Origin of the sequence: Thermoleptolyngbya sp. C42_A2020_037 (assembly GCF_015272455.1) — a bacterium.
Classification (GTDB): domain Bacteria; phylum Cyanobacteriota; class Cyanobacteriia; order Elainellales; family Elainellaceae; genus Thermoleptolyngbya.
In genome coordinates this window covers 53,882-78,259 of record NZ_JACYLP010000056.1, presented here as the reverse complement: position 1 = coordinate 78,259, position 24,378 = coordinate 53,882, and the positions used below count along the sequence as shown (strand labels likewise).

At 56.9% G+C, this 24,378-nt stretch carries 15 protein-coding genes and 2 tRNA genes; 9 read left to right on the top strand and 8 right to left on the bottom strand.

The window, feature by feature from the left end; all coding sequences use genetic code 11:
- Positions 1-164: 164 nt before the first annotated feature.
- Positions 165-1,511 carry a dihydroorotase gene (locus IGS16_RS20050; protein WP_297088505.1) on the bottom strand — a complete coding sequence of 449 codons (1,347 nt, stop codon included), beginning with the start codon at positions 1,509-1,511 and terminating at the stop codon, positions 165-167.
- Between the two features lie 390 nt (positions 1,512-1,901).
- On the opposite strand from IGS16_RS20050, the gene lepB reads away from it, so the two are divergent.
- Complete coding sequence (gene lepB, locus IGS16_RS20045) at positions 1,902-2,513, top strand: signal peptidase I (RefSeq protein ID WP_367185833.1); 612 nt, start codon at positions 1,902-1,904, stop codon at positions 2,511-2,513.
- Positions 2,514-2,750: 237 nt separating this feature from the next.
- On the opposite strand, the gene IGS16_RS20040 is transcribed toward lepB, so the two are convergent.
- The 4 genes from IGS16_RS20040 to IGS16_RS20025 all read right to left on the bottom strand — a co-directional run bounded on the left by IGS16_RS20040 (position 2,751) and on the right by IGS16_RS20025 (position 10,156).
- Positions 2,751-5,021, bottom strand: coding sequence for a caspase family protein (locus IGS16_RS20040; protein WP_297088504.1), 2,271 nt, complete (start codon positions 5,019-5,021; stop codon positions 2,751-2,753).
- Between the two features lie 166 nt (positions 5,022-5,187).
- Complete coding sequence (locus tag IGS16_RS20035; RefSeq protein WP_367185839.1) at positions 5,188-6,054, bottom strand: alpha/beta fold hydrolase; 867 nt, start codon at positions 6,052-6,054, stop codon at positions 5,188-5,190.
- 104 nt (positions 6,055-6,158) lie between these two features.
- Positions 6,159-8,288 (bottom strand): TIGR00300 family protein, encoded by a 2,130-nt coding sequence (locus IGS16_RS20030; RefSeq protein WP_297088500.1) that lies wholly within the window; start codon positions 8,286-8,288, stop codon positions 6,159-6,161.
- Between the two features lie 416 nt (positions 8,289-8,704).
- On the bottom strand, positions 8,705-10,156 hold the full coding sequence (locus tag IGS16_RS20025) for a hypothetical protein (protein WP_297088498.1): 1,452 nt from the start codon (positions 10,154-10,156) through the stop codon (positions 8,705-8,707).
- Positions 10,157-10,531: 375 nt separating this feature from the next.
- Here IGS16_RS20025 and IGS16_RS20020 point away from each other — a divergent pair, with 375 nt between their 5' ends.
- The 3 genes from IGS16_RS20020 (at position 10,532) to IGS16_RS20010 (ending at position 13,953) form a co-directional block, all read left to right on the top strand.
- A complete protein-coding gene (locus tag IGS16_RS20020; protein WP_297088496.1) occupies positions 10,532-11,200 on the top strand; it encodes a CsgG/HfaB family protein in 669 nt (222 codons plus the stop codon).
- 380 nt (positions 11,201-11,580) lie between these two features.
- Positions 11,581-11,955, top strand: a complete 375-nt coding sequence (locus IGS16_RS20015) for a group 1 truncated hemoglobin (RefSeq protein WP_297088494.1) — start codon at positions 11,581-11,583, stop codon at positions 11,953-11,955.
- 282 nt (positions 11,956-12,237) lie between these two features.
- Positions 12,238-13,953 (top strand): metallophosphoesterase, encoded by a 1,716-nt coding sequence (locus IGS16_RS20010; protein WP_367185838.1) that lies wholly within the window; start codon positions 12,238-12,240, stop codon positions 13,951-13,953.
- Positions 13,954-14,033: 80 nt separating this feature from the next.
- Here the strand turns inward: IGS16_RS20010 and IGS16_RS20005 are convergent.
- A tRNA-His gene (locus IGS16_RS20005) sits at positions 14,034-14,106 on the bottom strand.
- 159 nt (positions 14,107-14,265) lie between these two features.
- Between IGS16_RS20005 and IGS16_RS20000 the strand changes: the two genes are divergently transcribed.
- From IGS16_RS20000 to IGS16_RS19980, 5 genes are all read left to right on the top strand, one after another.
- Positions 14,266-14,339, top strand: a tRNA-Pro gene (locus IGS16_RS20000).
- A 45-nt stretch (positions 14,340-14,384) separates the two neighbouring features.
- Positions 14,385-15,170, top strand: coding sequence for a DNA/RNA nuclease SfsA (sfsA, locus tag IGS16_RS19995; protein WP_297088801.1), 786 nt, complete (start codon positions 14,385-14,387; stop codon positions 15,168-15,170).
- 715 nt (positions 15,171-15,885) lie between these two features.
- A complete protein-coding gene (locus IGS16_RS19990) occupies positions 15,886-16,968 on the top strand; it encodes a glycosyltransferase family 4 protein (protein WP_297088489.1) in 1,083 nt (360 codons plus the stop codon).
- Between the two features lie 693 nt (positions 16,969-17,661).
- A complete protein-coding gene (locus IGS16_RS19985; RefSeq protein WP_297088488.1) occupies positions 17,662-19,062 on the top strand; it encodes a glycosyltransferase in 1,401 nt (466 codons plus the stop codon).
- Positions 19,063-20,252: 1,190 nt separating this feature from the next.
- Complete coding sequence (locus IGS16_RS19980; protein WP_297088486.1) at positions 20,253-22,517, top strand: amylo-alpha-1,6-glucosidase; 2,265 nt, start codon at positions 20,253-20,255, stop codon at positions 22,515-22,517.
- A 3-nt stretch (positions 22,518-22,520) separates the two neighbouring features.
- On the opposite strand, the gene IGS16_RS19975 is transcribed toward IGS16_RS19980, so the two are convergent.
- The gene (locus tag IGS16_RS19975) at positions 22,521-23,300 is read right to left on the bottom strand and encodes an RDD family protein (RefSeq protein WP_297088484.1); all 780 of its coding nucleotides are present in this window, start codon (positions 23,298-23,300) and stop codon (positions 22,521-22,523) included.
- 6 nt (positions 23,301-23,306) lie between these two features.
- Positions 23,307-24,365 (bottom strand): hypothetical protein, encoded by a 1,059-nt coding sequence (locus IGS16_RS19970; RefSeq protein WP_297088482.1) that lies wholly within the window; start codon positions 24,363-24,365, stop codon positions 23,307-23,309.
- Positions 24,366-24,378: the final 13 nt, after the last annotated feature.

Sequence of the window (24,378 nt, the reverse complement as noted above, 5' to 3'; positions counted from 1 at the left end):
GGGAAGAAGGAAGAGCGAAGAACGAAGAGGGAAGAATGAAGAGCGAAGAACGAAGAGGGAAGAACGAAGAGGGAAGAACGAAGAGGGAAGAACGAAGAGGGAAGAATGGGGTTTTCGTTTTTCGTTTTTCGTTTTTCGTTCTTCGTTTTTCGTTTTTTCCTTCCTCACTCAAACCGCAGCGCCTGCCCTCGCACTGCCGTATTCAGCGTGCCGTGGTCAAACACCACCTGACCGCCGACGATCGTGACTACGGGCCAGCCCGTCAGATCCCAGCCTTCAAAGGGACTCCAGCCGCATTTGGTTTTCAGCGTTTCTCGCTGCACCGGGCGGTAGGTGCTAAGGTCTACCAGCACTAGGTCGGCATCGTAGCCGGGGGCGATCGCCCCTTTGTTGGGGATTTTGTAGGCTTTGGCGACGGCGGTAGACATCCAGTTCACGACCTGGGCGACGGTGCAGCGCCCTTTGGCCGCCTGGGTCAGCATCAGCGGCAGCGAGGTTTCCACACCGGGCATTCCAGAGGGGGTGTTGGGATAGGTCTGGGCTTTTTCCTCCAGCGTGTGGGGCGCGTGATCGGTGGCGATGAAGTCCAGTACGCCGTCTATCAGCGCTTGCCAGAGGATGGCATTGTCCTGGGGCGATCGCAGCGGCGGGTTCATCTGTGCCAGCGTACCGATGGTTTCGTAGGCGTAGGTATTCAGCAGCAAGTGCTGGGGCGTAACTTCGGCCGTCACCCAAGCGGGCTTGTCTTGCCGCAGCAGTTCCGCCTCCTCCCCCGTAGACAGGTGCAGAATATGCAGCCGCCGCTGATATTTTTTGGACAGCGCCAGCGCCCGCTTTGTGGCGATCAGCGCCGCCTCGTTATCTTGAATCACGGAATGAATCGCCGGATCGCTCACCCCAGCATACTTTTCGCGCCGCTGGAGGATTCTCGCCATGTCTTCGGCATGGACGGCGATCAGCCGATTTTCGTAATTTGGGTCGCTCAGGTCGCGGTAGAAAATTCGCTCCAGCGCCTCGTCATCGTTCACCAGCAGCGGCCCATGCATCGACCCCATAAACACTTTGATGCCGCAGACCGGGTTCGCCGTCCGCAGGTCGGGCAGATTTTCCGGCGTTGCGCCGATAAAAAAGCCGTAGTTGACCAGACACTTCTCCGAAGCGCGGCGCAGTTTGTCGTCCAATGCGTCTTGAGTAATGGTCAGCGGGCGCGTGTTGGGCATTTCCAGAAACGACGTGATGCCGCCCTGGGCGCAGGCACAACTGGCGGTAAACAGGTCTTCTTTATGCTCCAGCCCCGGCTCGCGAAAATGCACCTGCGGATCGATCGCCCCTGGCAACAAGGTCAGCCCTGCTGCGTCGATGAGGGTGTCGTCCGGCGTTGGGGGAATGTCTGGAGAAATTTGGGCGATCGCCCCATTCTCGACACGCACATCCCGCAGCGCCATTGCTCCATCCGGCAGCAAGACCTGCGCCTGACGGATGACCAGTGGAGCAGTTGTTAAACTTGCCATAGGCTACCTGCTATCCCTCGATGTCTCCTTCCAAGCCGTGAAACGATTCTATCGGTGCAGTCCCAATTTTGTGAGCGGCTGTCTGAAAAGTTGACTTTAATACACCTGCGTTAGACTCTGGTGGAGCTAAAAGGTACATTTGCTCCTCGGATAAACTGAGTTAAAGAAAGGGGTGTCGTCTGCTGGAAAGTGGTCTATCGTGATGATTGTGCATGAACCCACATAAACCGTAACGGTTGTACTTAACGGCTACACGTCTGAAATTATGGCTGACTTGGGTTACAGCCTTAGCCTTAGACCGTCTCCAGATTTCTAGGCACACCCGATTCTGAGTTCACCTCATCCTTTACCTCATCAAGTACATCAACTACTAACTACATAGACTCGCAGATGTCCAGTCAATCTGATTCCCCCACCCCTCAAACGCCTCCTGCTGAGCCTGCTGCCCCCAAGCCCAAGGCCGACAGCCCCCTCATGGAAGGGATCAAAACGATTGGCCTGAGCGTGGTGCTGGCATTGGGCATTCGCACTTTTGTTGCAGAGGCCCGCTATATCCCCTCTGAGTCCATGCTGCCAACGCTGGAGGTGAATGATCGCCTGATTGTGGAAAAAATCAGCTATCACTTCAACCCACCCCGACGCGGCGACATCATCGTGTTTCACCCCACTGAGGCGCTCAAGCAGCAAAACCCCAGCCTCAACGAGGCCTTTATTAAGCGGGTGATTGGGCTGCCGGGTGAAACAGTGCAGGTGACGGGCGGGCGCGTGTTGATCAACGGCCAGCCCATCGAAGAAAACTACATCCAGTCACCGCCCGATTATCAGTGGGGCCCGGAAAAAGTGCCTGCTGATTCCTTCCTGGTGCTGGGCGACAACCGCAACAACAGCTACGATAGCCACTTCTGGGGTTATGTGCCTCGCCAGAATATTATTGGACGGGCGGTGGTGCGCTTTTGGCCGGTTGATCGTTTGGGTGAACTGGGGCCGCAGCCCAATTATTAAGGCGTATCCCAGTTCTGCAAGTTTGCCCTCATCCCCCAGCCCCTTCTCCCTATTTTGGGAGAAGGGGAGCCGAATTATTTTGGGAGAAGGGGAGCCGAATTAGAAGTCCCTTTCCCAAAGCGGGAGAGAAATTTAGGGTGAGGATTACAAGAGAGGGATGCACCCAACTATTAGCCAGCAATTTTCCTGGAACTCAATCTCGTTCAGTCTCGTTCAGTCTCAGCCGCTGGCTTTCCGCTAAGCGGTTGCTTCAACCCAGTACATGAGGTGCAGCGTTGCCCAGCGCGTCACGTCCAAGGCGTAGGAGTCGCCTGGAAAATTGCTCAAGGAATTGCTGTCCGTAGAAGTGGCATCGTGCAGGTCTTGCAGGATGGACTGGGCTACATCGAGGGCATTGGGGAGGGCGATCGCCTGTCGAGGGGTCGCTCCGGGGGCGATGGGCAGCCCGGCCAGTGTCCGGCGAAAGGGAGCCACGCTGAGAATGAGAAAGATCTCCACCAGTCCGGGTACATTGGGGACGACCCAGCCCGGAGACGCTTCAGCGGGCAGCGTCAGGTTCGCTCCGGGCAACAGCGGCGGCTGCTCCGTGTTGGTGGACAGCGGCAGGGCGATCGCCTGGCCCGTGTTATCCAGCCCCATCAACATGCCATAAAGCGGCTGGTCGCCTGCGTTTTGTAGCCGATATCGGAGGGTGCTGCCTGCGGGAACAGATGCGCCCACTTCGACCGCCGCTCCCACGCGCTTGTTGTCCAGGCGACTGGGAATGCTGACGGTTTCTTGCTGCACGATAGGTAGGGCACGAGCGGTAGTGGAACCGGGCCCGACCTGTTCCAGAATCGCCCGCACGCTTAGGCGCGAAGAGGACGCATTCACCGTCAACCGCAGCAGTTTCATGGCAAAGAGCGATCGCAGTTGGGGGGTGAGGCGATTCACCGCTGTTTTCACCGCCTCATCTGCTGTGGATAGCTCGATGCCCAGAGGCACGCGCCCTGGATAAAACAGACCATACTTTCCATCCAGGTTCGCAGGCGAACTGGGCATCTCCAGCACAGGCTGGGCCGGGGGCACGTCCGTCTGCACGGCTGGATTGGGCAACGCTGACAGCGATACTGCTGCTACCGTCGTTTCCACCGCCCGACGCTTGCCAAAGAGATAGTCGGCCGACTGTTCGCCCGCGTTGACCAGCGACACCTTCGCCGCTGTAAACGCGCTGGTGGCATCCACTCGCTCGATTCGATCCAGGCTGCTGTCGAGGGCAATGGTCAGCCCCACGCTACGCGGCAGCAGGCGCACCCGCTCCTGCACGGGCTGCCCTGGCTCTAGGGATGCGCCCTCGATCACGGGTAAAACCTTCAGCGTCAACCCGTCTCGACCCTGCACCCGCAGCAGTTGCGGCTCACTGCCGAGGGTTTCCCACAGCGAACCGGGGCTGTAAGCGCTAAGGGCAGACGGCGGCAAGCCCCCGGCCCACAGGCGTAGCGTCCTGGCAGAGTCCGGCGCGACCAGGATCACCCCATCGGCTCCGGCTGCCGCAGGCACGAGCGGATAGGCGCTGGTGCCGTCGCGACTGAAAGTGCCGCCTGCCTGTGGCTCCTGGTTTGCGCCCGACAGCCGCTTGATGCTGGTGCTGGTTTGAGCCAGCACCGTGGAGAGGGCTGTGCCTGCGGTGGCATCCCAGAGATATTGCGTCAGGGCGTAGGTGAGCAGACCTGCGCTAAAGCCGCTCCAACGACCTTCTAGTGCCGCCTGTCCAGAAGCCGCAGCAGTGAGGAATAGCCCCGGCAGCGGAGCCGAGAGATTTGCCTTGGCAGCCCGGAGGCGATCGCCCAAGGTTTCTTGCAGCGCAATTTCCCGGGGATGCAGGTCACCCGTAGGGGCGTTGGGGCGGGCACGAATCCGGAGGTTGCCCTGGAGCGAGGTGCCCAGGTTCGAGAAGCCCAGATCCAGCAGCGTTACCACCTGCGATGTGGGGAGCGATCGCACCAACTGTTCCAGCGTTGCGCGGGTGAGGTCGGCAATCAGGGGGCGATCGCTCGTGGGCAGACCGCCATCGATCGGCACGATGCTGTCCCAAAGTTGCTCCGGATTGGTTGCTGAGCGTACCCGGCTGCCCAGCCCGCTGAGGTGAACCACCACCACATCGCCGGGTTTCGCCTGCTCCAGCAAATGCGCCTGAAATGCGTCCGTAATGCCTGCCCAGGTGGCCTGCTCATCCGTCAGCGTCAAAATATCCGCAGGTCGGAACCCAAAGCGATGCTGCAATACCTGCCGCTGCATTTCCACATCCGTCAGCGCTCCTGGCAGCAGCCCGCCTTTCACAGGGGGAATATCGCTCACGGCTTCGGGATATTGGCTGATGCCGATCAGTAGGGCCAGCTTGCGCGAGGTCGGCGCGGCTAGCACTTTCCCAGCGCGATCGCCCCACACCCACAGCCCGCTACCGAGCGCCCCACCGATGGCGATCGCCCCACTACTCCGCTGCAAAAATTCGCGCCGTGTCAGCCCCATGCTTCTATTTCAGCATCAAAGCCTCCCTTTGTTGAGCAGGCAGGAGGACAAAGTTGGGGATTTTGGATTTTGGGTTTTGGATTTTGGATTGTCAGTCAACCGTCTGCGGAATTTGCAGAAATTTCGCTCGTAGTGTCATTCAGAGGAATAGATATGACTCCTGATTTCAGGAGCTTTGCGGGTTTGCCAATGGCGCAGAAGGGCTAACCACTTCGGGATGTCGCGCCAGCCATTCATCTATGTCTTGCAGCATTTGCTGAGGGATTTCCCACGGAAACAGGTGGGCCGCCTGGGCGTAGCAGCGCCAGTCGCAGTTGGGCAGTTTGCGGGCGGTTTCCTCGCTGGAAAGCGCCGTGATATGGCGATCGCCCTCTGCCGCCAGCATCAGCGATGGAACTCGAATGTTGGGCAAATCCGGCACGCGGTTGTAACCTGCGCGAATGGCCTGGTTGAGGGCACGAGTCGCCGCCTGCGACGTGTTTAGGTAGGCAGACACGGCATCGGCGGCAATGTACTCGTAGGCCGTGCGCGTGTGCTGCTGGATCAGGTGGCGAAACAGCGATCGCTTGGCAAATAGCTCAATATTCCAGCGGTTTCCCGGCTGCCAGGAATTAATCAGCGCCGCCACCCCCGTCAGCAGATTGTCCTGCCAGGAAATCGTCGGATGGCTGCTGCGGGGATGGGCCGCCGTCGCCACCAGGATCAGCCCGCTAACCCGTTCGGGCAGCCGCAGCGCCAGTTCCATTGCCAAAATGCCCCCCAGCGACCAGCCCAGCACCAGACAGCGCTGAATCTGGAGCCGATCCAGCAGCGCTTCCAAATCGGTGAGATGATCCGCCATCACAAACGGCTGCGTCACCTTGCTCTGGCCATAGCCGCGCAGATCAGGGGCGATCGCCCAAAATCGCTGCCCCAAATGCTGGGTAAACACGCCCATGCTGCTGCCTGCGCCGGGATGTCCGTGCAGACAAAGCACCGGGTAGCCACTGCCGGAGGCATGAATGGTCAGCGGATGGGGCATAGACATGGGCATTGGGAGCAGCAGGGTTCCTGGCTGGTAGAACGGGGAGCGCGATTCGCGAAGCATTTGCGCCAGCAGTGTGGCGCACTTTCCCGACGGGAATCGCCCTCCGATTCTTAGACCATCTGAGCGATGCGGTAGGGGCTGGTGAGCTTGCTCAACTGCTGGTTCAGCAAGCTGAGGAACAGGCCCACATCCGTCACCACGCCGACTGATTCCACCGAGCCGCGATCGCTCAGCTTCGTCACCACGGCCGGGTTGATGTCTACACAGACCATCTTCACCCCTGCGGGGGTCATGTTGCCCGCGCCGATAGAGTGCAGCATGGAGGACAGCATCAGGATCAGGTCTGCGCCGCGAATTAGCTCAGCATATTCTGCCTGAGCTTTGATCAAGTCCATCTGCGTGTCGGGCAGGGGGCCGTCGTCGCGAATCGACCCCGCCAGCGAAAAAGGAACCTGGTGCTTGATGCACTCGTAGAAGATACCGCTGGTCAGCACGCCCTGGTCTACCGCGTTGGCAATGCTGCCGCAGCGACGGATGGTGTTGATGGCTTTCAGGTGGTGGCGATGGCCGCCGCGCACCGACACGCCGCGCTTCATGTCCATGCCGAGGGACGTGCCCATCATTGCCTGTTCAATATCGTGAACGGCGATCGCATTTCCGCCCAGCAGCGCTTGCACATAGCCCTCGCGGATTAATCGCGCCAAGTGTTCGCCGCCGCCCGTGTGAATCACCACGGGGCCAGCCACCACCACGACCTTGCCGCCTTGGTCGCGAATCCGGCGCAGATCCCAGGCGATTTGCTCGACCACCAGCTCGACACGGCGCTCGCTCGACACGCCCGACCCCATAAAGCTGAATTCCTTGTCGCTGGAGCCACTGCCGTTGCGACTGTCGCGGGCATCGGGCTTGCGAACCGTGCGGATGCCCTCGACCCCCACCACGACGCGATCGCCCACCCGCAGATCTCGCAGCAGCTTGCACTCTGCCCTCGGACCCTCCGGCGTTTGCGACACCACAATCGCCCCGTCCATGCGCTGGTTTTGCACGCGCACCCATTCGCAATTGACCCGCACCTCCGTGGGGTAAATCGTGGTGACGTAGAAATCATCGGGCGCAACGCCGTCCTGCGTCACGGTTTCTAGCGGGTTGTCGCAAACTTCTTGGGGTTGAGGCACTGCGCCCATGTCGATCAAGCCCGACATGATGCTCTCCATCACGTCGTGGGAGGGAGCCGACACCTTCACCTCCGCCGCCGACGTACTCTGGCGCTGTTCACCCAGGCGGAAGTTCAGCACCTGGAAGCTGCCGCCGCTCTCCACGATTAGATCTAGCGCGTTGTTAATCAGGCCAGAATCGAGCAGGTGTCCTTCTAGCTGAATCACGCGGCTCTCCACAGCGGCGATCGCCTGGTGCAGCGGCTCCAGCGGCTCCGTCACCCGCAGCGTCAGACACTTGGCCGCACCGCCCGCCTTCATAAACTCCGTCAGCGGCGTTTCCAACAGCACAAAGCCCAGATCTTGCATCCGCTGGCGCAGACCGTCGCTGGCCTTGTTCATAATGACGACCCGGTCGATGTTGACCGCGTTGCAGGCAAAGTTCACCGCGTCGGCTTCCTCAATAGCGATCCGCTTGTGGGCGGGCACGCGCATCTCAATCAGGCGGTTGGAATAGGCATCAAACGCAGGCGGATAATAGAGCAGATAGCCGTCCGTCAGCGGGCAAAAGCAGGTGTCGAGGTGATAGAAGCGCTCGTCCATCAGCCGCAGCGACAGCACTTCGATATCCAGCCATTTCGCCAAGAACGGGTGGGAATCTAGCTCCGAGCGGAAGCCATAGCCCGCCCACAGCCAGCGTCCTTCCCGATCCAGCAGGGCATCGCCCGCCCCCTCAAAGGGCAAGTCCTTGGGTAGTTCATAAACCGTGTAGCCCTGTTCTTCAAACCAGGCCTTGAAAAACGGCTCCTCGCCCTGGCGCTCTTTATGATAAAAGCGGCTGAGGACGACCTTATCTTCTAGCACCAGCCCTGCGTTGGCGGTGAATACCATGTCGGGAACCCCGACCTGGGGCTTCACCAGATCCACCGTTGCCCGGTCTTTGATCAGGTGGTACAGCCCGTGCCACTGCTCCACAGCGCGATCGCGCGAGGATTTGTGGATATTGCCCTCCATCCAAGGATTAATCACATAATCCACGTCGTAGTGGTCGGGCGGGCACATTAAAAACCGAATGGCAGAGTTCATGGTAGGTCAGGGGTTAAGGATTAAGGATTGGGGGTTAGGGGATAGAAATTAGCTGGCGTGGATGATGTCTGCCATGACTGGTGGCAAAGTCCTGGCAAAAATCGGAATCGGTCGAAAGGGCGATCGCCCAAGCAACCTCTAAAAGTGGGATCTAAATGCTTTGCGGGGCTAACTGGCGCTGTTCAACGGCTACTTTCGGGGGCTATTTCACGGCCTCAGTCATTACACAAAGTCGATCTAACATTTTAGTACGCTTGGTGAGGGGCACTGGCTATTGTCAAGATGTGTAGATATTCTTAGCGATTTCTTTGAAGCATGTCATGTTTAGACAGAATTAATGCCCAGGATTCATGCCTCAGAATTCGGATTGCGACGTTTTATCCGGCAAATTATTCGGCAAATTATTCGGCAAAAACTTATGCATCGGAATGTTCCGAATCGGGCGGCAAGAAGCCAGCCTGAGCAATTTCATACAGATGACGATTGTTGTCGCGCAGCGCTTCAATATCCTGTTCCGAAATCTGGCGAACGTAGCTAATCTTGATTTCTTCCAGCAGATCGGCCAGCAGGTTTTCTAGCTCGCGGGAGGTGTCGCCTTCGTGGAGCTGTTGCCGCAGGGTTTTACCCGCCCGATCAACCAGGTTACGAGTTAGCTCTACGCCTTTGGGGTCGTCGAGCGCCGTCACCAAGCTGCCATAGGCCGTTTGGGTCGCATTTGACACGAGGCGTTCGCTCATCTGGTGAGGCAGCGCATTGACCCCTGGCATCCGGCTAAGACCCCGATAGACCGGCGATTGCTCCAAGACGCTGGTCAGCGTGTAGTGCAGCAGCGCTTCGATGTCTGGGCGCAGGGCAGGCAAGACCTGATGCACGGTGAGATGGGTGATTTGGCGGGCGATTTCTTCGACTTCATTTACACCTGTCACGTCTATGTAGCGCATCCGCGTGTCGGGGTTGAGCAGCAGCTTTGTCAATCCGCCCTGCCGCAAAAACTCTTGCGCCTGCTCGATGATCCGCAGCACGACGACTTCTGTAAGCTGCACGGCAAAGTAGCTGGCGATCGCCAGACTGACGCGACTTTGGAGCGATCGCATCGGCAACAGCCCCGACTGATCTAGCCGAACCACCGTCGGAACCACGCGCAGCCACCGCCAAATCGGGAAAAAAAGCAGCAGATCATACCAGCGCCAGAGAATAACATCAAACCAGTTGGTGCGGCGATAGCGATGGTAGAGATGCCACAGCCGGAGGCCCAGATCCACCGCAAATAGCCCCATAAACCAGAGGTCAATGCGCCAAAAGCGGTCGATGGGTCGCCCGTTTTCGCCAACACCGCGATAGTAGTTGGACTTGAGCAATGGCTCGATTTCGCGGTCAAAAAAGGCGATCGCCCGGTCTTCGCCAATCTGCTCCAGATAGGCACGACTCCAAAAGGTGCGAAACGCCTGCCGCGACGAGTCCGTCCCCACAAACCGCCGCATCCGGTGCTTCAGGCGCTCCAGTTGCCCCGTTTTTCCCGCCAGGTTGAAGGGGTTTTCGTCGATTAGCTCATCGCTGCGATCGCGCAAATCTCGCAGCAGCGCGTCCGACTCGGGCGAACCCAAGTCTGCGTCCCATAGCTTGGCCGCCTGCTCTAAATAGCCCTCGGTGACCCGATGCGGCTCAATACCCTTATAGGTTTCGCCATACCAGGCTGTGAACTGCGGAAAAAATCGCAGGTAATAGTCGCGTAGCGGAATATAGCTCGTATCCACTAAGACCAGCAGCAGGTTCAGCAGCACCACCAGCGCCATTGCGCGATCCAGCCAGCGCACCAGCGGCCGCGACTGTTTTTTTGCTCTAGAAGATGTTCTGGAAGGGTTGACCATGCCTGCCCTACGCCTTACCGTCCTGCACTCGATTCCTACCCTATTGAAGTACGAAATGCACGGGTTGTCCTCTAGCAAAAGCAGCGTTTTGGGCTGACGGTGACCCTTTTACTGCAAGGGCTAAAGAACCAGGCAGCAGGCTTGTCTCTTTAAAGAAGAAACCCTGTGAAACGGCAGTCTAGTTCGGGAATGATAAACCTGTCGAGGTACACCCCCCAACCTGTTGCGGTCTGAATCATCAAATCATCAACAGTCAGGTCATCAACAGTCAGGCTTGACCTCGTACAGAGCAACGAATAGGGCGATCGCCCGCCCTGATAATCGTCACGCACGATATCCATATTCACTCTCTAAGTTTCTATGCCCAAAAGAGCAATGAGTCACCTACAATCTGGTCTTGCGATTCTGTTTGCTGGAACTCTGTGTATCGGGGGAATGGATTTACTCAAGCTGACGGCCCCTGCAACTGCTGCTCCTGTTCAAGTCGAAGCAACCAAACGAGAGCGGCAGCGGGTCGTGGTTCTAGATTTCGACTATTCTGCGACCAGCGACACTAACTATTATTGGTCTTACTGGAGACGGGGAAATGCATCGGGCATCAGCGATTTGATTGTCGATGCCCTGGTAAACCAAGGAGACTACATCGTTCTAGACAACAGCATGGTCGGTGGAAGACAGCAAGGCTTTGTTACTGACGTGTCTACAGCCGTTGCCATCGGCCGCGAACTCGGCGTTGACTATGTGATTATGGGTTCGGTCACAGAGTTCAATCTGTCCACCGAAAGATCAGGGGGTGGATTTTTAGGAATCGGCGTAGGGCAGCGGGAAACCACTGCCAATGTCGCGCTGACGGCTCGTGTGATCAGTACAGCAGATGGCGCTATCGTTGACACAATGCGTGGAAGAGGCTCGGCGGGCGATCGCTCTTCTAGTGTTTCCATTGTCGGCATTGGCGGCGGCTCTGATAGAAACCGCGAGGATGAATTGATGAGTCAGGCTGTAGAACAGGCGATCACCGCTCTCATCGCAGACATGCGCCGCTGATCCCGTTAGCATCTACGCAATTGAAGGATTTCTTGCGAATGCAACCCGCGAGAAATCCTTCAACGCTAGGAAGATGCATTACGAGTGCGTCCGTTCTGTCGTAGTTGACTGCTAGTGTCATTGACTCCTAACAACGGTTCTAAATTCTAAATCTTTAGATCTCTGACTGCGCGCGCTGAGATCCCTTGTTCGACGAGAGTTCACCATACCCGTCCCAAGCCTTGCAATCTCGATTCTCTCTACCTTATTGGAGGATGAAACAGGCTTGCCATCGGCAATTGCTGTATCAGCATTGACTGTATCAACATTGTTGAATATTTTGGCTTCTCCAAAATACTTTATGGGACATTAAAAGCAACCTGCCAGAAGAGGCATTCCTAATGAACACACTGTATGAAAAACTAGGCGGCGCGGCGGCGGTCGATTTAGCGGTCGAGAAGTTTTACGAGAAGGTTTTGGCCGATGAGCGAGTCCAACACTTCTTTGCTCACACAGACATGGCACAGCAAAAGCGCCATCAAAAAGCGTTTATGACCTACGCCTTTGGGGGGGCTAATCACTGGAACGGTCGGCCGATGAGAGATGCCCACAGCAGCCTGGTTGCGGAGATGGGGCTAACGGATCACCATTTTGATGCGATCGCCGAAGATCTGGTCGCCACGCTGGTCGAACTAGACGTTCCTCAAGCCTTAATTGATGAGGTGGTAGAAATTGTCGGGTCTATCGCTCACCGCAACGATGTGTTGAATCGCTAAAAGTTTTGAATCACTAGGGCCAAGAAATCGATGACTTGGCGATGAATTTGGCAAAATTGGGGTGCAACAGCAGGGTGAACTGGTTTTACTCTGTAGTGGTGTTTTGTGTCCTCTTTCCCTATGCCCATCATGCGCCCCAAATGGCAACCTTGGAATTTCCCGTGGGATGTTTTTCAGAACACTTTTCGGAACGCTTTTTGGAACGCTTTGAGAAATACTTCCCGAAGTATTCACTGGAATGCGGGATGGAACTCGGTTGGGCAGTGGCGATCGCCCTTTCTCATCCTGCTCGTCCTGACGCTGACCTATGGCTGTGTCGCCGCCAATCGCCCCGCTGCCCCGCTGCTAACTGACCCGTTTTTGCAACTGCCCACACCGACCAGCGTGCGCGTTGTCTGGTTTACCGAGTTTGAGGGCGGCGAGCATCGGGTGGAGTATGGCGACGGCTTCCAGCAGCGGGCGATCGCCACCACCACAAAGCTATCCCGCGTGCGCGAAGACCAGCGATCGCGCGTCGGCCAGCAGACCGAACCTGGCCAGGTTTATCAGCAGCCCACCCCCCGCGACATCTGGCGGCATGAAGCCGAAGTGACGGGACTAACGCCGGGGCAGCGCGTTCCCTATCGCGTCGCCAGCCTGCGGGCCAATGGGCTATTCACACGGGCGATCGCCAGCCGCCCCTTCACCCTCGCTCCTCTGCCGCCGCCCGGTACGCCGCTCAAAATCCTGCTCACCTCCGACCACCAGAGTATGCCCATGACCGCCACCAACCTGCAAAAGGTTGTGGAGACAGTGGGGCAGGTCGATGCAGTCTTTTTGGCAGGCGACACAGTGAACATTCCCGACCGCGCCTCCGAATGGTTTGACGACAATCGCGGCGGCGCGTTTTTCCCCTGCCTCCAGGGTCGCGCCAGCTATGCCCTGGAGCGCAACGGCACCACGCGAGTTTACACGGGCGGGGAAATCATCCAGCACGCGCCGATGTACGTGGCGATCGGCAACCACGAAATCATGGGGCGCTACGGCCGCCTCGACAACTTGAATGGTGAATTTGAAGATGCCATTCCCCGCGAGGTAGCGCTGCGGCTCTACGGCCCTGACGGGCTAAACAATACCGCCTTCAGCACCGACACCTACGAGGAAATCTTCAGCCTGCCCCAGAGTCCAGAGGGCGGCGAAACCTACTACGCCACCACCATCGGCGATGTGCGGCTGGTGTCGCTGTTTGCCACCAACCTGTGGCGCGTGCCTAGCCTGGAACCCTCTGCCAAGGGGCGCTTCCGCGAACCCGAAGCCAAGCTCAATAGCCGTGAAGACTGGGGGTATGGGCAAATTATCTTTGAACCAATCCGCAAGGGCAGCCCACAATACAACTGGCTCAAGCAGGAACTCAGCAGCCCAGAGTTTCGGCAGGCTCGCTACAAAATCGTAATGCTGCACCACCCAACCCATACCCTGGGCGATAACGTCGTGCCGCCCTATACCGACCCCATTCGCATCGTGGAGCGCAACGCCGAGGGCAGCCCTGCGGTGATTCGCTATGACTATCCCAAGTCGGATGACTATTTGCTGAGAGATGTGATGCCGCTGCTGGAGGCGGCGCAGGTGCAACTGGTGCTGTACGGGCATTCTCACGTTTGGAACCGCTTCCGCACGCCTGCGGGATTGCACTTGCTGGAAACCTCCAATGTGGGCAATACCTACGGAGCCTATTGGGAACAGCAACCCCGGAAGTTACCCGACCTGAACCCGCAGTTCTACAACCTGGAGAATTACGTAACGGTGGGCGATCCGGGTGGATTGGAACCCATCATGCCAACTCTTGCGCCTGTAACCGGAGACAACGGGCAGCCGCTGCCATTTCTCTCCAGCAACGACATCACCGCCTTCACCATTTTCGACACAGGCACGGGCACCATCAGCAGCTACCGCTTTGACACGCGCACCCCCGATGCGCCTGTGGTCAAGTTCGACGAGTTTCAGCTGGGTGTGGGATAGAAACGCGAAACCAGGGCGATCGCCCCCGGTTACCCTATTCCAGGGATTAGACTAAGTTCAGTAAAAAGGAATGCTTCGAGGGCGAACGATGGGACTCGAACCCACGAATGGCGGAACCACAATCCGCTGCCTTAACCACTTGGCTACGCTCGCCGTATAGCGCCCTCTATAGGCGAATACTAGTATAGCATTGGGCTAATGGGCCTTGTCACAAATTTTGCGCCTTTTGATCTAGTGTGTGGAAATATCTGTGACCCCGACTTCTGAGTCAGCGATCCAGTCCGCTATACTGGGAGAGGCGACAAATCGCTTCGGGATGTAGCGCAGCTTGGTAGCGCGCCTGCTTTGGGAGCAGGATGCCGCAGGTTCAAATCCTGTCATCCCGATTTTTCGATTTGAATGGAACTGCAAATCGCTGAAGGCGGGTAGTGGTGCAAACGGACTGGATTTATCCCTATCCGCCTCTTTTGTCTGGCGTGTTGGTCAGGCGCTACAAGCGGTTTTTCGCGGACATTGAGCTAGAGAGCGGCGAGGTCGTCACGGCACACTGTCCCAATACCGGGCCGATGACCGGGGTGAATTGCCCTGGCAATCGCGTGATGGTGTCGCGCAGCAATAACCCAAAGCGATCGCTCGCCTACACCTGGGAACTGATTGAAGTACACGACAACGGGCCGACGTGGGTAGGGGTAAATACAGCGCTGCCCAACCGCATCGTGCGATCGGCGCTGGAGGCACGGCTGTTTCCACAACTGGGCAGCTATCAGCAGATTCAGAGCGAAGTGCCCTATGGACAGGATCAGAAAAGCCGGGTCGATTTTTTACTGACGGGTGCCGCCGATGGGCGACCCGTTTATATCGAAGTCAAAAACACAACTTGGGCGCTGGGCGACTTGGCGCTGTTTCCTGACACGGTGACAGAACGGGGGCAAAAGCATCTGCGAGAGTTGACGGTGCTGCTGCCCCAGGCGCGACCGGTGATGCTGTATTTCATTAATCGAGGCGACTGCACTCGGTTTTCGCCGGGCGATCGCGCTGATCCGGTCTATGGACAACTGCTGCGGAGGGCGATCGCCCAGGGGTTAGAGGTACTGCCCTGTCGATTCGAGATTTCGCCCACTGGCATCCGCTATTTGGGGTTGGCCGAGCTTTGCCTCGAGACAGCGCAACCCATAGAAGTTCAAACGCCTCAAGGCAAACGGCGAAACGCGCCATAAACCGAATCGAAAAGCAAAAAATTGAGTGGCGAAACGCACCATAAACCGAATCGAAAAGCAAAAAAATCGAGTCATTTAACGGGACAAAACGGTAGCAATTGACACGATTGATTGCCTTATTAGTATTTGTAATGAGCTCCGTCAAAATGCGTCCAGCGAGGCTGTTTGAGTTCAATGCGACTGCTCAGAAGCCTCTTTGCAGAAGGCTTTCAGAGATTTGGTTTCTATTAAAACAAAATTGCAGGGCGATCGCCCGATTCGGACATCCGTATTCGCAGCGGTAGAGATATCCGCCTTGCCTCAAAGGTAAATATATCTTAAATTCTGTTCTACGCCTCCAGGAACTTCTCAATCCTCCTTAGGGGGCGTAGATCTGCCGTATACATCTGATAAAGTTGCGACACAAGACGAGACATTATGTTGACCGTTAAAAAAGAACCATCCGTTGTTGTTGCGGTTCGTCAAAGAGTGGGTGATTAATCTTGCCTAAGGTTTGCGATTCAGGGTTCCTTGCATCTACTCACGCCGATCAACTTCTACGGAAAGCGGTTTTTTAACTGGCATCACGCTGGCGGCCGATGCTGCCGACTCGCTTGCTTCTATCGCGCACTGCAGACACAAATTCCTGAGAATTCTTGCTAAATTCCTGCGAATTTCCTAGACCGAATAGCCCAATCAAAACGGCTAGCCATGTTCGTGAAAGGAGAGACAAATTATGCGTATTGCACAAATTGCCCCGCTTTGGGAACGAGTACCTCCTACGACCTACGGTGGTACGGAGTTGGTAGTGAGTTTGCTAACCGATGAATTAGTCCGGCGGGGCCATGAAGTCACCCTGTTTGCGTCAGGAGATTCGATTACGCTGGCGGATCTGGAATCGGTTCACCCCCGTGCGCTGCGACTCGACAACACGGTGAAAGAATACGGCATTTACGAAATGTTGGAACTGGCTCAGGTTTACGAACGGGCTGATGAATTCGATATCATTCATTCCCATGTGGGCTGTGCCGCGCTGCCCTATGTAAATCTGGTCAAAACGCCGACCGTTCACACGCTGCATGGCATCTTTACACCCGACAATGAAAAGATGTTCACCTATGCCCGACGGCAGCCCTACGTGAGCATTTCCAACACGCAGCGAGAGCCGCGCCTGGGGCTGAACTATGTTGCTACGGTCTACAACGGCATCGATGTAGAAAGCCACAAGTTTCATCCCGTGCCGAGCGATCCCCCTTACCTAGCATTTTTAGGGCGGCTCTCGCCCGAAAAGGGCACCCATCACGCCATCGAAATTGCCAAGAAAGCGGGCTATCCACTGAAGATGGCAGGCAAGATCGACACGGTGGATCGGGAATACTATGAGCAGCAGATTAAGCCCCACATCGATGGCGAACAGATCCAGTATCTCGGCGAGGCCAATCATCAGCAGAAAAATGCGCTGATGGGCGGGGCGATCGCCACGCTGTTCCCCATTACTTGGCGCGAACCGTTTGGGCTGGTGATGGTGGAGTCAATGGCGGCGGGTACGCCCGTCGTGGCGATGGAACTGGGGTCCACGTCTGAAGTGATTGTCCACGGCAAGACGGGCTTTCTCTGCCATTCGGTGGAGGAGTGTGTGGCGGCGATCGCCCAGGTGCCGCAGATCGATCGCCAGGCCTGTCGAGATCACGTCCAGGCAAACTTCAGTGTGCAGCGCATGACTGATGGCTATGAGCAGGTCTATCGCCAACTGGTGGGCGATCGCACGTTGACCAGTCCGGCCATTTTCAGCCTGCCCCAGCCAAAGCTGGCCGGGTAACCCTTGACCAATAGCAAGGGTTGAGGGACGAACTCTTCCCTAAGGTCGAAGCCTCAACCCTTCAAACGTGCGACGCTTTAGAGTTGTAGCTCTGTTATAACCCTGAAGTGGTGCAATAGTGCAAGGCGCGGGTAGCCCGCATCGGCTTCTGGTTTTGTAAATTGCAGAGCAAGTTTTGTAAAGCGTCGTGCTTTCTTTGCACTTTAGTCCGGGAACGCAATTCCCGCGCTTGAAGTAGTCTGAGTTCCCCTGATAATGGCGCTCTAACTGATGACGCTTTGACGTGTTTCCCTTCGTGCTACAGACATTTTGCCTTGCAGATGTATTGCAAGGTGATACGCCGGCTCCAGGCGGTTCATCCCTCGCGTGTTCCTGATTTTTTCGTTCACCCCTTCCGAGACATCGCTCATGTCATGACCTAGCACACCGTTGGCGTAGCTCTGCTCTATACAATGCCCCTGGAGAAAAATTTAAAAAGCGGCACGCTCGATACAGCGTTTAATCGCTCCACACGGCACAATATGGCAGTGTAAAGGAACCCTAACGAACATCACGGCTTATTTCAGGATTGTTAGCGGTTCGCCGATGGTTCACTGGTGAGGTCAGTCCAACCGGACAGGAAGATCCTGTCCTAGCTAGAGGGTTGGCTCGGCTGCGGTGTCCGGTACGATATCCAAGTCTACGAGGTTAGCAATGTCCCAGACCCCTCCCGTATCCCAATCGCGTCATCCCAGGGCAACGTTTTCTGCTGGGCCCCAGCGGCAGGCGATCGCCCTCATTCTGGTTCACAATGATCCGGCGCTGGAATTTCAGCGCGAGGAAGCCAGCGGCAGCCGGGTATACGTAAACCAAATCAGCGAGGCGCTGGCCAAACTCGGTTGGCAGGTAGACGTGTTTACCCGCAAGACAAATCCCGACGATCCAACGATCGTGCAGCATTCGCCCCACCATCGCACGATTCGTCTGGTGGCTGGCCCGCAGGAGTTTATTCCGCGCGATCGCCTGTTGGAGCATATGCCCGCCTTTGTCGAAGCTTTTCGCAAGTTTCAGACCAAGGACGGATTTCACTATCCGCTGGTGCATACCCACTACTGGCTCGCGGGCTGGGTGGGGCTGCAACTGAAGCAAGAGAGCAATATTCAACTGGTTCATACTTACCACTCCCTAGCGGCGGTTAAATACGCAGGCATGGCGCAAAAGCCGCTGGTTGCCGACCACCGCATGGCCGTAGAGCGGCATACGCTCGTCGGCGCAAACTGCGTCGTGGCGACCAGCCCCCAAGAGCAAGAAACCCTGCGGGAATTGGTGGCCACTCCCGGCAACGTGCAGGTGATTCCCGGTGGCACTGACTTGGACGTGTTCCACCAGATGTCGCGCAGCGATGCCCGCGCCCAGTTGGGCCTGTCGCCCTCGGAAAATGTGGTGCTGCATGTAGGACGGTTTGACCCGCGCAAGGGAATTGAGACACTGGTGCGAGCCTGTGCCCAAATCCAGCAAATGGATACCCTGGCAGGAGAACCGCTGCGGCTGCTGCTGGTGGGCGCGGCCGACGATGCTGAGAGCCTGGCCGAGCGCGATCGCATCCAGTCGCTTGTAACCGAACTGGGGCTATACGCCGTCACGGAGTTTGTCGGTCAGGTCGGACACGATCGCCTGCCGCTGTATTACACCGCCGCAGATGTGTGCGTGGTGCCCAGCCAGTTTGAACCTTTTGGGCTGGTGGCGCTGGAGTCGATGGCTTGCGGCACGCCCGTAGTCGCGTCGGATGTTGGCGGGTTAAAGTTTGCCGTCGTGCCGGAGGAAACGGGGCTGCTGGTGGCTCCGCAGGATGTGGACGGCTTTGCAGGGGCGATCGCCCGCATTCTCAGCGACGACCTTTGGGCCCACCGTCTGCGTCGTCAGGCCTCTCTGCGAGTCCAGCAAAACTTTAGCTGGAGCGCAGTGGCCGCTCGCCTCAGCGACCTCTATCGCAGGCTGCTGGCACAATCGCTCACGGGCGATCTGCTGTCGGTTCCGATGGCTTCAAGCACCGCAGCCGCCCTCAGTTCACTGCCCGCCGAGCCACTGGAGCAGCCGCTAGTGAACGTGTCTTAGCGACTGGTTAGAATGCCAGAACGTAGATAGGATGCACAACAAAACTGGCTGTCTTCTGCGCTGGGCTGGCTGACCCATCTACGGAATCAAAGGAATCAAAAGGAGTGTGGGTATGCCTGCGCTCCTTTTGAGTTTTGTCGTGGGGACTACTGGCTGCCGCAAATACAGCGCGATCGCCTGCGTTCTCAAACAAACTCCAAGCTTAAGCAAAACTTCTGTGTTTTTTACGAGCTAAATTTTTCATAAAACTTGATCGACACTTACAGTGTTTAACCCTGCCAAATAGGGCTAATTGAAAAGTCTTGAAACTGCTATTAAATTAAGTTGAAATATTGCTACAACTGATGGCTTCAAAATCTTTTATTGAGGATTTAGCGTAACTTTAAGAAAGTCGTGGCACACTAAAATGAGTGTCCAGTGCTACTTTTTGGCGACCGAACGCAGGAGATTCGGCAAGCATCCCTTCATCAGGACTTGCTAGGGTCTCTTGCTGCTGGATATGGCGCAGCGTTGGGTTGATTTCCGGGGATTCATTTCAGATTGAACCTTTTCGGGTGAAATCCTACCCAGGTTCTCCTCCTGCATCGTGATGAATTTGAGAGCAGAATGCACTCTCGATGCCATGACAATGTCATGACATTCGCCATCGCCACGCGGCGCTCTTGATCTGATTCAAATCTGGCATGAAAACCGTTCAAATCAGATTTGAGATGATCGATTTTTTGACGACTTTCTCAAAGTGATCTGCAAGCGCGTTGAACCGCTACTGGCTGCCACGAAAGCGACTACTGGAAAGTGTGTTATGACTCTGAATCTGCCGGAACTGTCCCCTCCGGCGCTAATTATTTCGGTTCGATGGTTCGTAAATCGCCTGCTTAAATCACCTGCTTATACAGCATTTTCTTGCGGGGTGAGGCACATGCTGCCCTCACGAGGCAAGGGCTTATTGACCATCCGTGTGCCTCACTAGCTTAAAAAACGCTGTAGACGGATCGCCTTGGAGATTGATCACTTTGAGATTGATCACTTTATTGATCACTTTACAGATCACTTCAATTCTCACTCATTAACCAGTCGAGACCAGCGCATCCCAAATTGGGCGAATTAGAACTGCTCAAGCTTCGATCTGCCGTGCGTTTTGACCTGCCTCTTGACCCACAGTTCCTTGAATCCTGACTTTTCCAGAGACTATGCCCGACGTAATTGAACTCAATGGACGTACCTTTGTGCCGGTGACTCAAGCCCCCGTGGCCGAGTGGGCCTGCGTGGCGAGCGATCGCCCCCAGCCGACGCTAACGCTTAAAGACGATGACCTGTTTCTGATTATCGATACGCTGGGCAACATTTCGGGACGGCTAGACGATAGCACCGTCGCCAGCTTGGGTCTATTTTGCCGGGATACACGATTTCTCAGCCGTCTGGAACTGCAAATCGAGGGGCGATCGCCCGTGTTGCTAAGCAGCAATGCCACCAAGGGATTTGCCTTTTCTGCCCTGTGTACCAACCCGCTGATCGACGATAACCTGCCCGCCGACACCCTCGGCATCGAGCGTGAAATTGTGCTGAATGGCGGCCTGTTTGAAGAACTGACGCTGACCAACTACAGCACAATGCCCGTGCGCTTTGAAATGAGCCTCAGCTTTGATGCCGATTTTCTGGATTTGTTTGAAATTCGAGGCTTTCGGCGGGGCGAGCGGGGGCAACTGCTACGCCAGGTGATGTCGCCGACCGGGTTTGGTGATGCTGACAGCAGCGGCCAACCCCGCTTTGCCCTGAGCTCCATTCCTGACCCAACGGAACTGACACTAGCCTATCAGGGGCGAGACGGCGTGTTGACCGAATCGCACATCCAGTTTTTGCATCAGCGCCCCAGTTTCCTCAAAGGCTACACTGCTGTCTGGTACGTGGAACTGGCCTCTCACCAAACGATGAAGGTGGGCTATCGCCTGGAGATGCGGATGAATGGGCGCTTGGTGTCTACGGTCAGCCCGCCCACAACGCTGGTGCAGGCAAAGGCGGCTGAGCAGATGGAAGAAACCGAATGGCACACCGCCACCACTCGCATCCGCACCGACAACAAAGACATCAACCAGATTTTGGAGCGAGCGGAGCAAGACATTTACTTGCTGCGGCAGACCTTTGAGCAAGGCAAGGCGCTGTCGGCGGGCGTGCCCTGGTTTTCCACGCTATTTGGGCGTGATTCTATCATTGCAGCCATGCAAACGCTCATCCTCGACCCGGCGATCGCCCGCGAAACCCTGACCGTGTTGGCACATTATCAGGGCAAAGCCGATGACGGCTGGCGCGACGAAGCCCCTGGCAAAATTCTCCACGAGCTACGCTTTGGCGAGCTGGCTCGCTGCCAGGAAATTCCCCACACGCCCTACTACGGCACAGTAGACGCGACCCCGCTATGGCTGTTGCTCTACGCCGACTACTACGCCTGGACGCACGACCGCGACACGCTGGATCGCCTCTGGCCCAATGCCCTCGCTGCAATGGAGTGGATCGACCAGTCCTGCCGCGAAACGGGCTATCTCAGCTACAATCGGCGATCGCGCAAAGGCTTGCCCAATCAGGGCTGGAAAGACTCCGACACCTGCATCGTCGATCGGCACGGCCAAATGGCACAAGGGGCGATCGCCCTGTGCGAGGTGCAAGCCTATGTGTATGCTGCCAAGCTCCGCCTTAGCGACATCGCTCGGCTTTACAAACGGTTTGACCTGGCGGACCGCTGGCAGACCGAAGCGCAGAATCTCAAAACCCGGTTTAACCGCGATTTTTGGGTAGAAGATTTGGACTTTTGTGCCCTGGCATTAGACGGCGACGGCAAGCCTGTAGACAGCATCACGTCCAACCCTGGTCACTGCCTGGGGCTGGGGATCTTTGAACCAGACAAAGCCCGCAGCGTGGCGGAACGGCTGCAAGCGCCCGACCTGTTCAACGGTTGGGGCATCCGCACCCTCAGCAGCCTATCGCCCGCCTATAACCCGATGGGTTACCATGTTGGCTCGGTCTGGCCCCACGACAACGGACTGATTGCCCTGGGACTGCGATCGCTAGGATTGACTGACGCTGCCCTGGAAATTGCCCAAGGACTGCTCGACATGACGCTACAACAGCCCTACTGTCGCCCGCCGGAACTGTTCTGCGGCTATGAGCGCACCCCTGGCGCAGCCCCCGTGCAATATCCTGTGGCCTGTTCGCCCCAGGCCTGGGCCACGGGCACCGTGTTTCATCTCGTGCAACTGATGATCAACCCCGTGCCCAATGCCCCCGCCAACCACCTGCGAATTCTCGACCCGGTGCTGCCCGACTCGATCCGCCACCTGTCCCTGCAAAACCTGCGTGTGGGCAGCACCCTGCTCGACCTGGAGTTTGAGCGCGTCGGCAACACAACGGGCTGCCGCGTCGTGAAAAAACGCGGGAATTTGCGCGTAGTGATTGAGGCGTAGGGTTCACGCCTGAACCACTGCCAGATACACGGCTTCCAAAAACTCATCCGAGGTTAGCCCGTCGGGAAGGGTTTCTAGCTGGATGCGCGATCGCACCTGGCGGGCAAGCGTCAGGCTGAGATTATGGCGGGCTTTGCGGGTCAGGTCCTTGCGGCGGTCGAGATATTCACGAATCACGGCGATGTCGTCGGGGCGCAGGTTCCGCAGGTTAGCCAGCGTGGGTAAGGTAGCAACCAACTGCTGGGTGCGGTCAGAAGGGGCCATGCTGGGCTTGGCGCGGCGGCCCGTTTCCTGCACCACGATGGTTCCAGCGACCCAATCGCCGATGCGCTTTTCTCGTTTGCTAAACAGGATGAACAGCGCCCCGATGAAGAAAAAGTCGTCGATGGGGCGCAAGAGCGATCGCAGCGCGGCTTGAGTGATGCCAATCGGGCGGCCGTCGTCGCGGATAACGCGAATTTTGGCGAAGCGCTTACCCGGTGTCTGCCCCTGGCGATAGACCTCGAAGCCGATGAAATAGCCCGCATAAATGACAAAAGTCCCCAGCACAAAGACGGCCAATAGCCACGGCGGCACCGCGCTAAAGTCGCCCTCCCATTGGAGCAAATAGCTCATTAACTGGGTGGATAGGAAAATCCAGATAACGGAAAATCCCAGCAGCGACAGCGCCACGATGTGATAGTCAATCAGCAGCGCCAGCGCCCGGTTGCCGATGCCCGCCAGCGAAAACTCTAGCTCCACGCTTTCGGGCGTATGCAGATTGACCCGGTTAAAAAAGCGCATAGAGCCTCATCGAGGGGGGGCGGAGTCCTGAATATCGGCAGAGCCAAAGTCCCCGTCGTCGAGTTCGGGATTGCTCAGTTGCAGCCCCAGCCCCTCTCGGCGACGGCGCAAATCGTAGTAAATGGTGGCTTTGATCGACTGCCAGAGCGGTAGGGTAAAAATGCCCAGCAGCAGGCTAATCAGGAAACTGCTGCCAAACGTGAGCACGCCATAGAGGGGAGAATTTTCGGGATAGATGCGGACGATCGCCTCTTGGGCAATGCCTAGCACAATCTGAATCACAAATTGCAGCGGGATTGTGGCGATCCACGTCACCAGCAAAATCAGGAAAATTCGCCCGACGTTTTTATGGGTCAATTCCCAACTGCGCCCTAGCGACTGTGTTGCTGTGAGTCCTGGCTCTACTGCCAGCGGCAAATCGGGCACCGAGAAGCGGATGCTAAACCAGGTCAGCATCCAAACCAGCAATCCCACAATTCCCAAAAAGACCAGAAACGCCAGGAGGATCAGTCCTGGGTTAACTAGCGCTGCCGACTGGGGATTTAGCAAAAAGTCTGTGCCGCCGACAAACACAAGCATAATGACCACCACCACGGCTGCCACAATGTAAAACAGCAGCGTTACTGCGACTCCCAGCAAAAACAGCAGCACATAGACCCATACAAATCCCCACTGCCGGGCGCGGGTGTAGCGACAGGCCGATTCAATGCTCTCTGGCTGTTGGGTCAGTTCGCCAAAGCCCAGACGGGCGATCGCCGCCGAGAGCGAGTAGGATCGGGCTGAGCAAAACACCATCAGCACCACCCACGCCGGAATCACCAGCCCCAGCGTGGTGAAGTAACGCTGTGTCGTAGCATAAAAAAAGCCCAGGGCGATCGCCAGCATGATGGGCAGCAAAATCCACAGCGTGGATCGGGTGGCCAGCCATAAATAGGGCTTGAGCTTGGCTCCATACAGCCGAAAGCCAACGTTTACCGCGTTGCCGATGGTAAGCGGCTGGGTTAGGTCAGGAGAGTTTGGGCCGGAGCTAGGGCTGAGGGTCATAAAATCGAACGAGGCTGGCAAGCAGCCCACCAGA

Bases quoted from the DNA above. Each gene is read 5' to 3' on its own strand.
- IGS16_RS20050 (WP_297088505.1), bottom strand. From the start codon at position 1,511: ATGGCAAGTTTAACAACTGCTCCACTGGTCATCCGTCAGGCGCAGGTC.
- lepB (WP_367185833.1), top strand. From the start codon at position 1,902: ATGTCCAGTCAATCTGATTCCCCCACCCCTCAAACGCCTCCTGCTGAG.
- IGS16_RS20040 (WP_297088504.1), bottom strand. From the start codon at position 5,021: ATGGGGCTGACACGGCGCGAATTTTTGCAGCGGAGTAGTGGGGCGATC.
- IGS16_RS20035 (WP_367185839.1), bottom strand. From the start codon at position 6,054: ATGCCCATGTCTATGCCCCATCCGCTGACCATTCATGCCTCCGGCAGT.
- IGS16_RS20030 (WP_297088500.1), bottom strand. From the start codon at position 8,288: ATGAACTCTGCCATTCGGTTTTTAATGTGCCCGCCCGACCACTACGAC.
- IGS16_RS20025 (WP_297088498.1), bottom strand. From the start codon at position 10,156: ATGGTCAACCCTTCCAGAACATCTTCTAGAGCAAAAAAACAGTCGCGG.
- IGS16_RS20020 (WP_297088496.1), top strand. From the start codon at position 10,532: ATGAGTCACCTACAATCTGGTCTTGCGATTCTGTTTGCTGGAACTCTG.
- IGS16_RS20015 (WP_297088494.1), top strand. From the start codon at position 11,581: ATGAACACACTGTATGAAAAACTAGGCGGCGCGGCGGCGGTCGATTTA.
- IGS16_RS19990 (WP_297088489.1), top strand. From the start codon at position 15,886: ATGCGTATTGCACAAATTGCCCCGCTTTGGGAACGAGTACCTCCTACG.
- IGS16_RS19985 (WP_297088488.1), top strand. From the start codon at position 17,662: ATGTCCCAGACCCCTCCCGTATCCCAATCGCGTCATCCCAGGGCAACG.
- IGS16_RS19980 (WP_297088486.1), top strand. From the start codon at position 20,253: ATGCCCGACGTAATTGAACTCAATGGACGTACCTTTGTGCCGGTGACT.
- IGS16_RS19975 (WP_297088484.1), bottom strand. From the start codon at position 23,300: ATGCGCTTTTTTAACCGGGTCAATCTGCATACGCCCGAAAGCGTGGAG.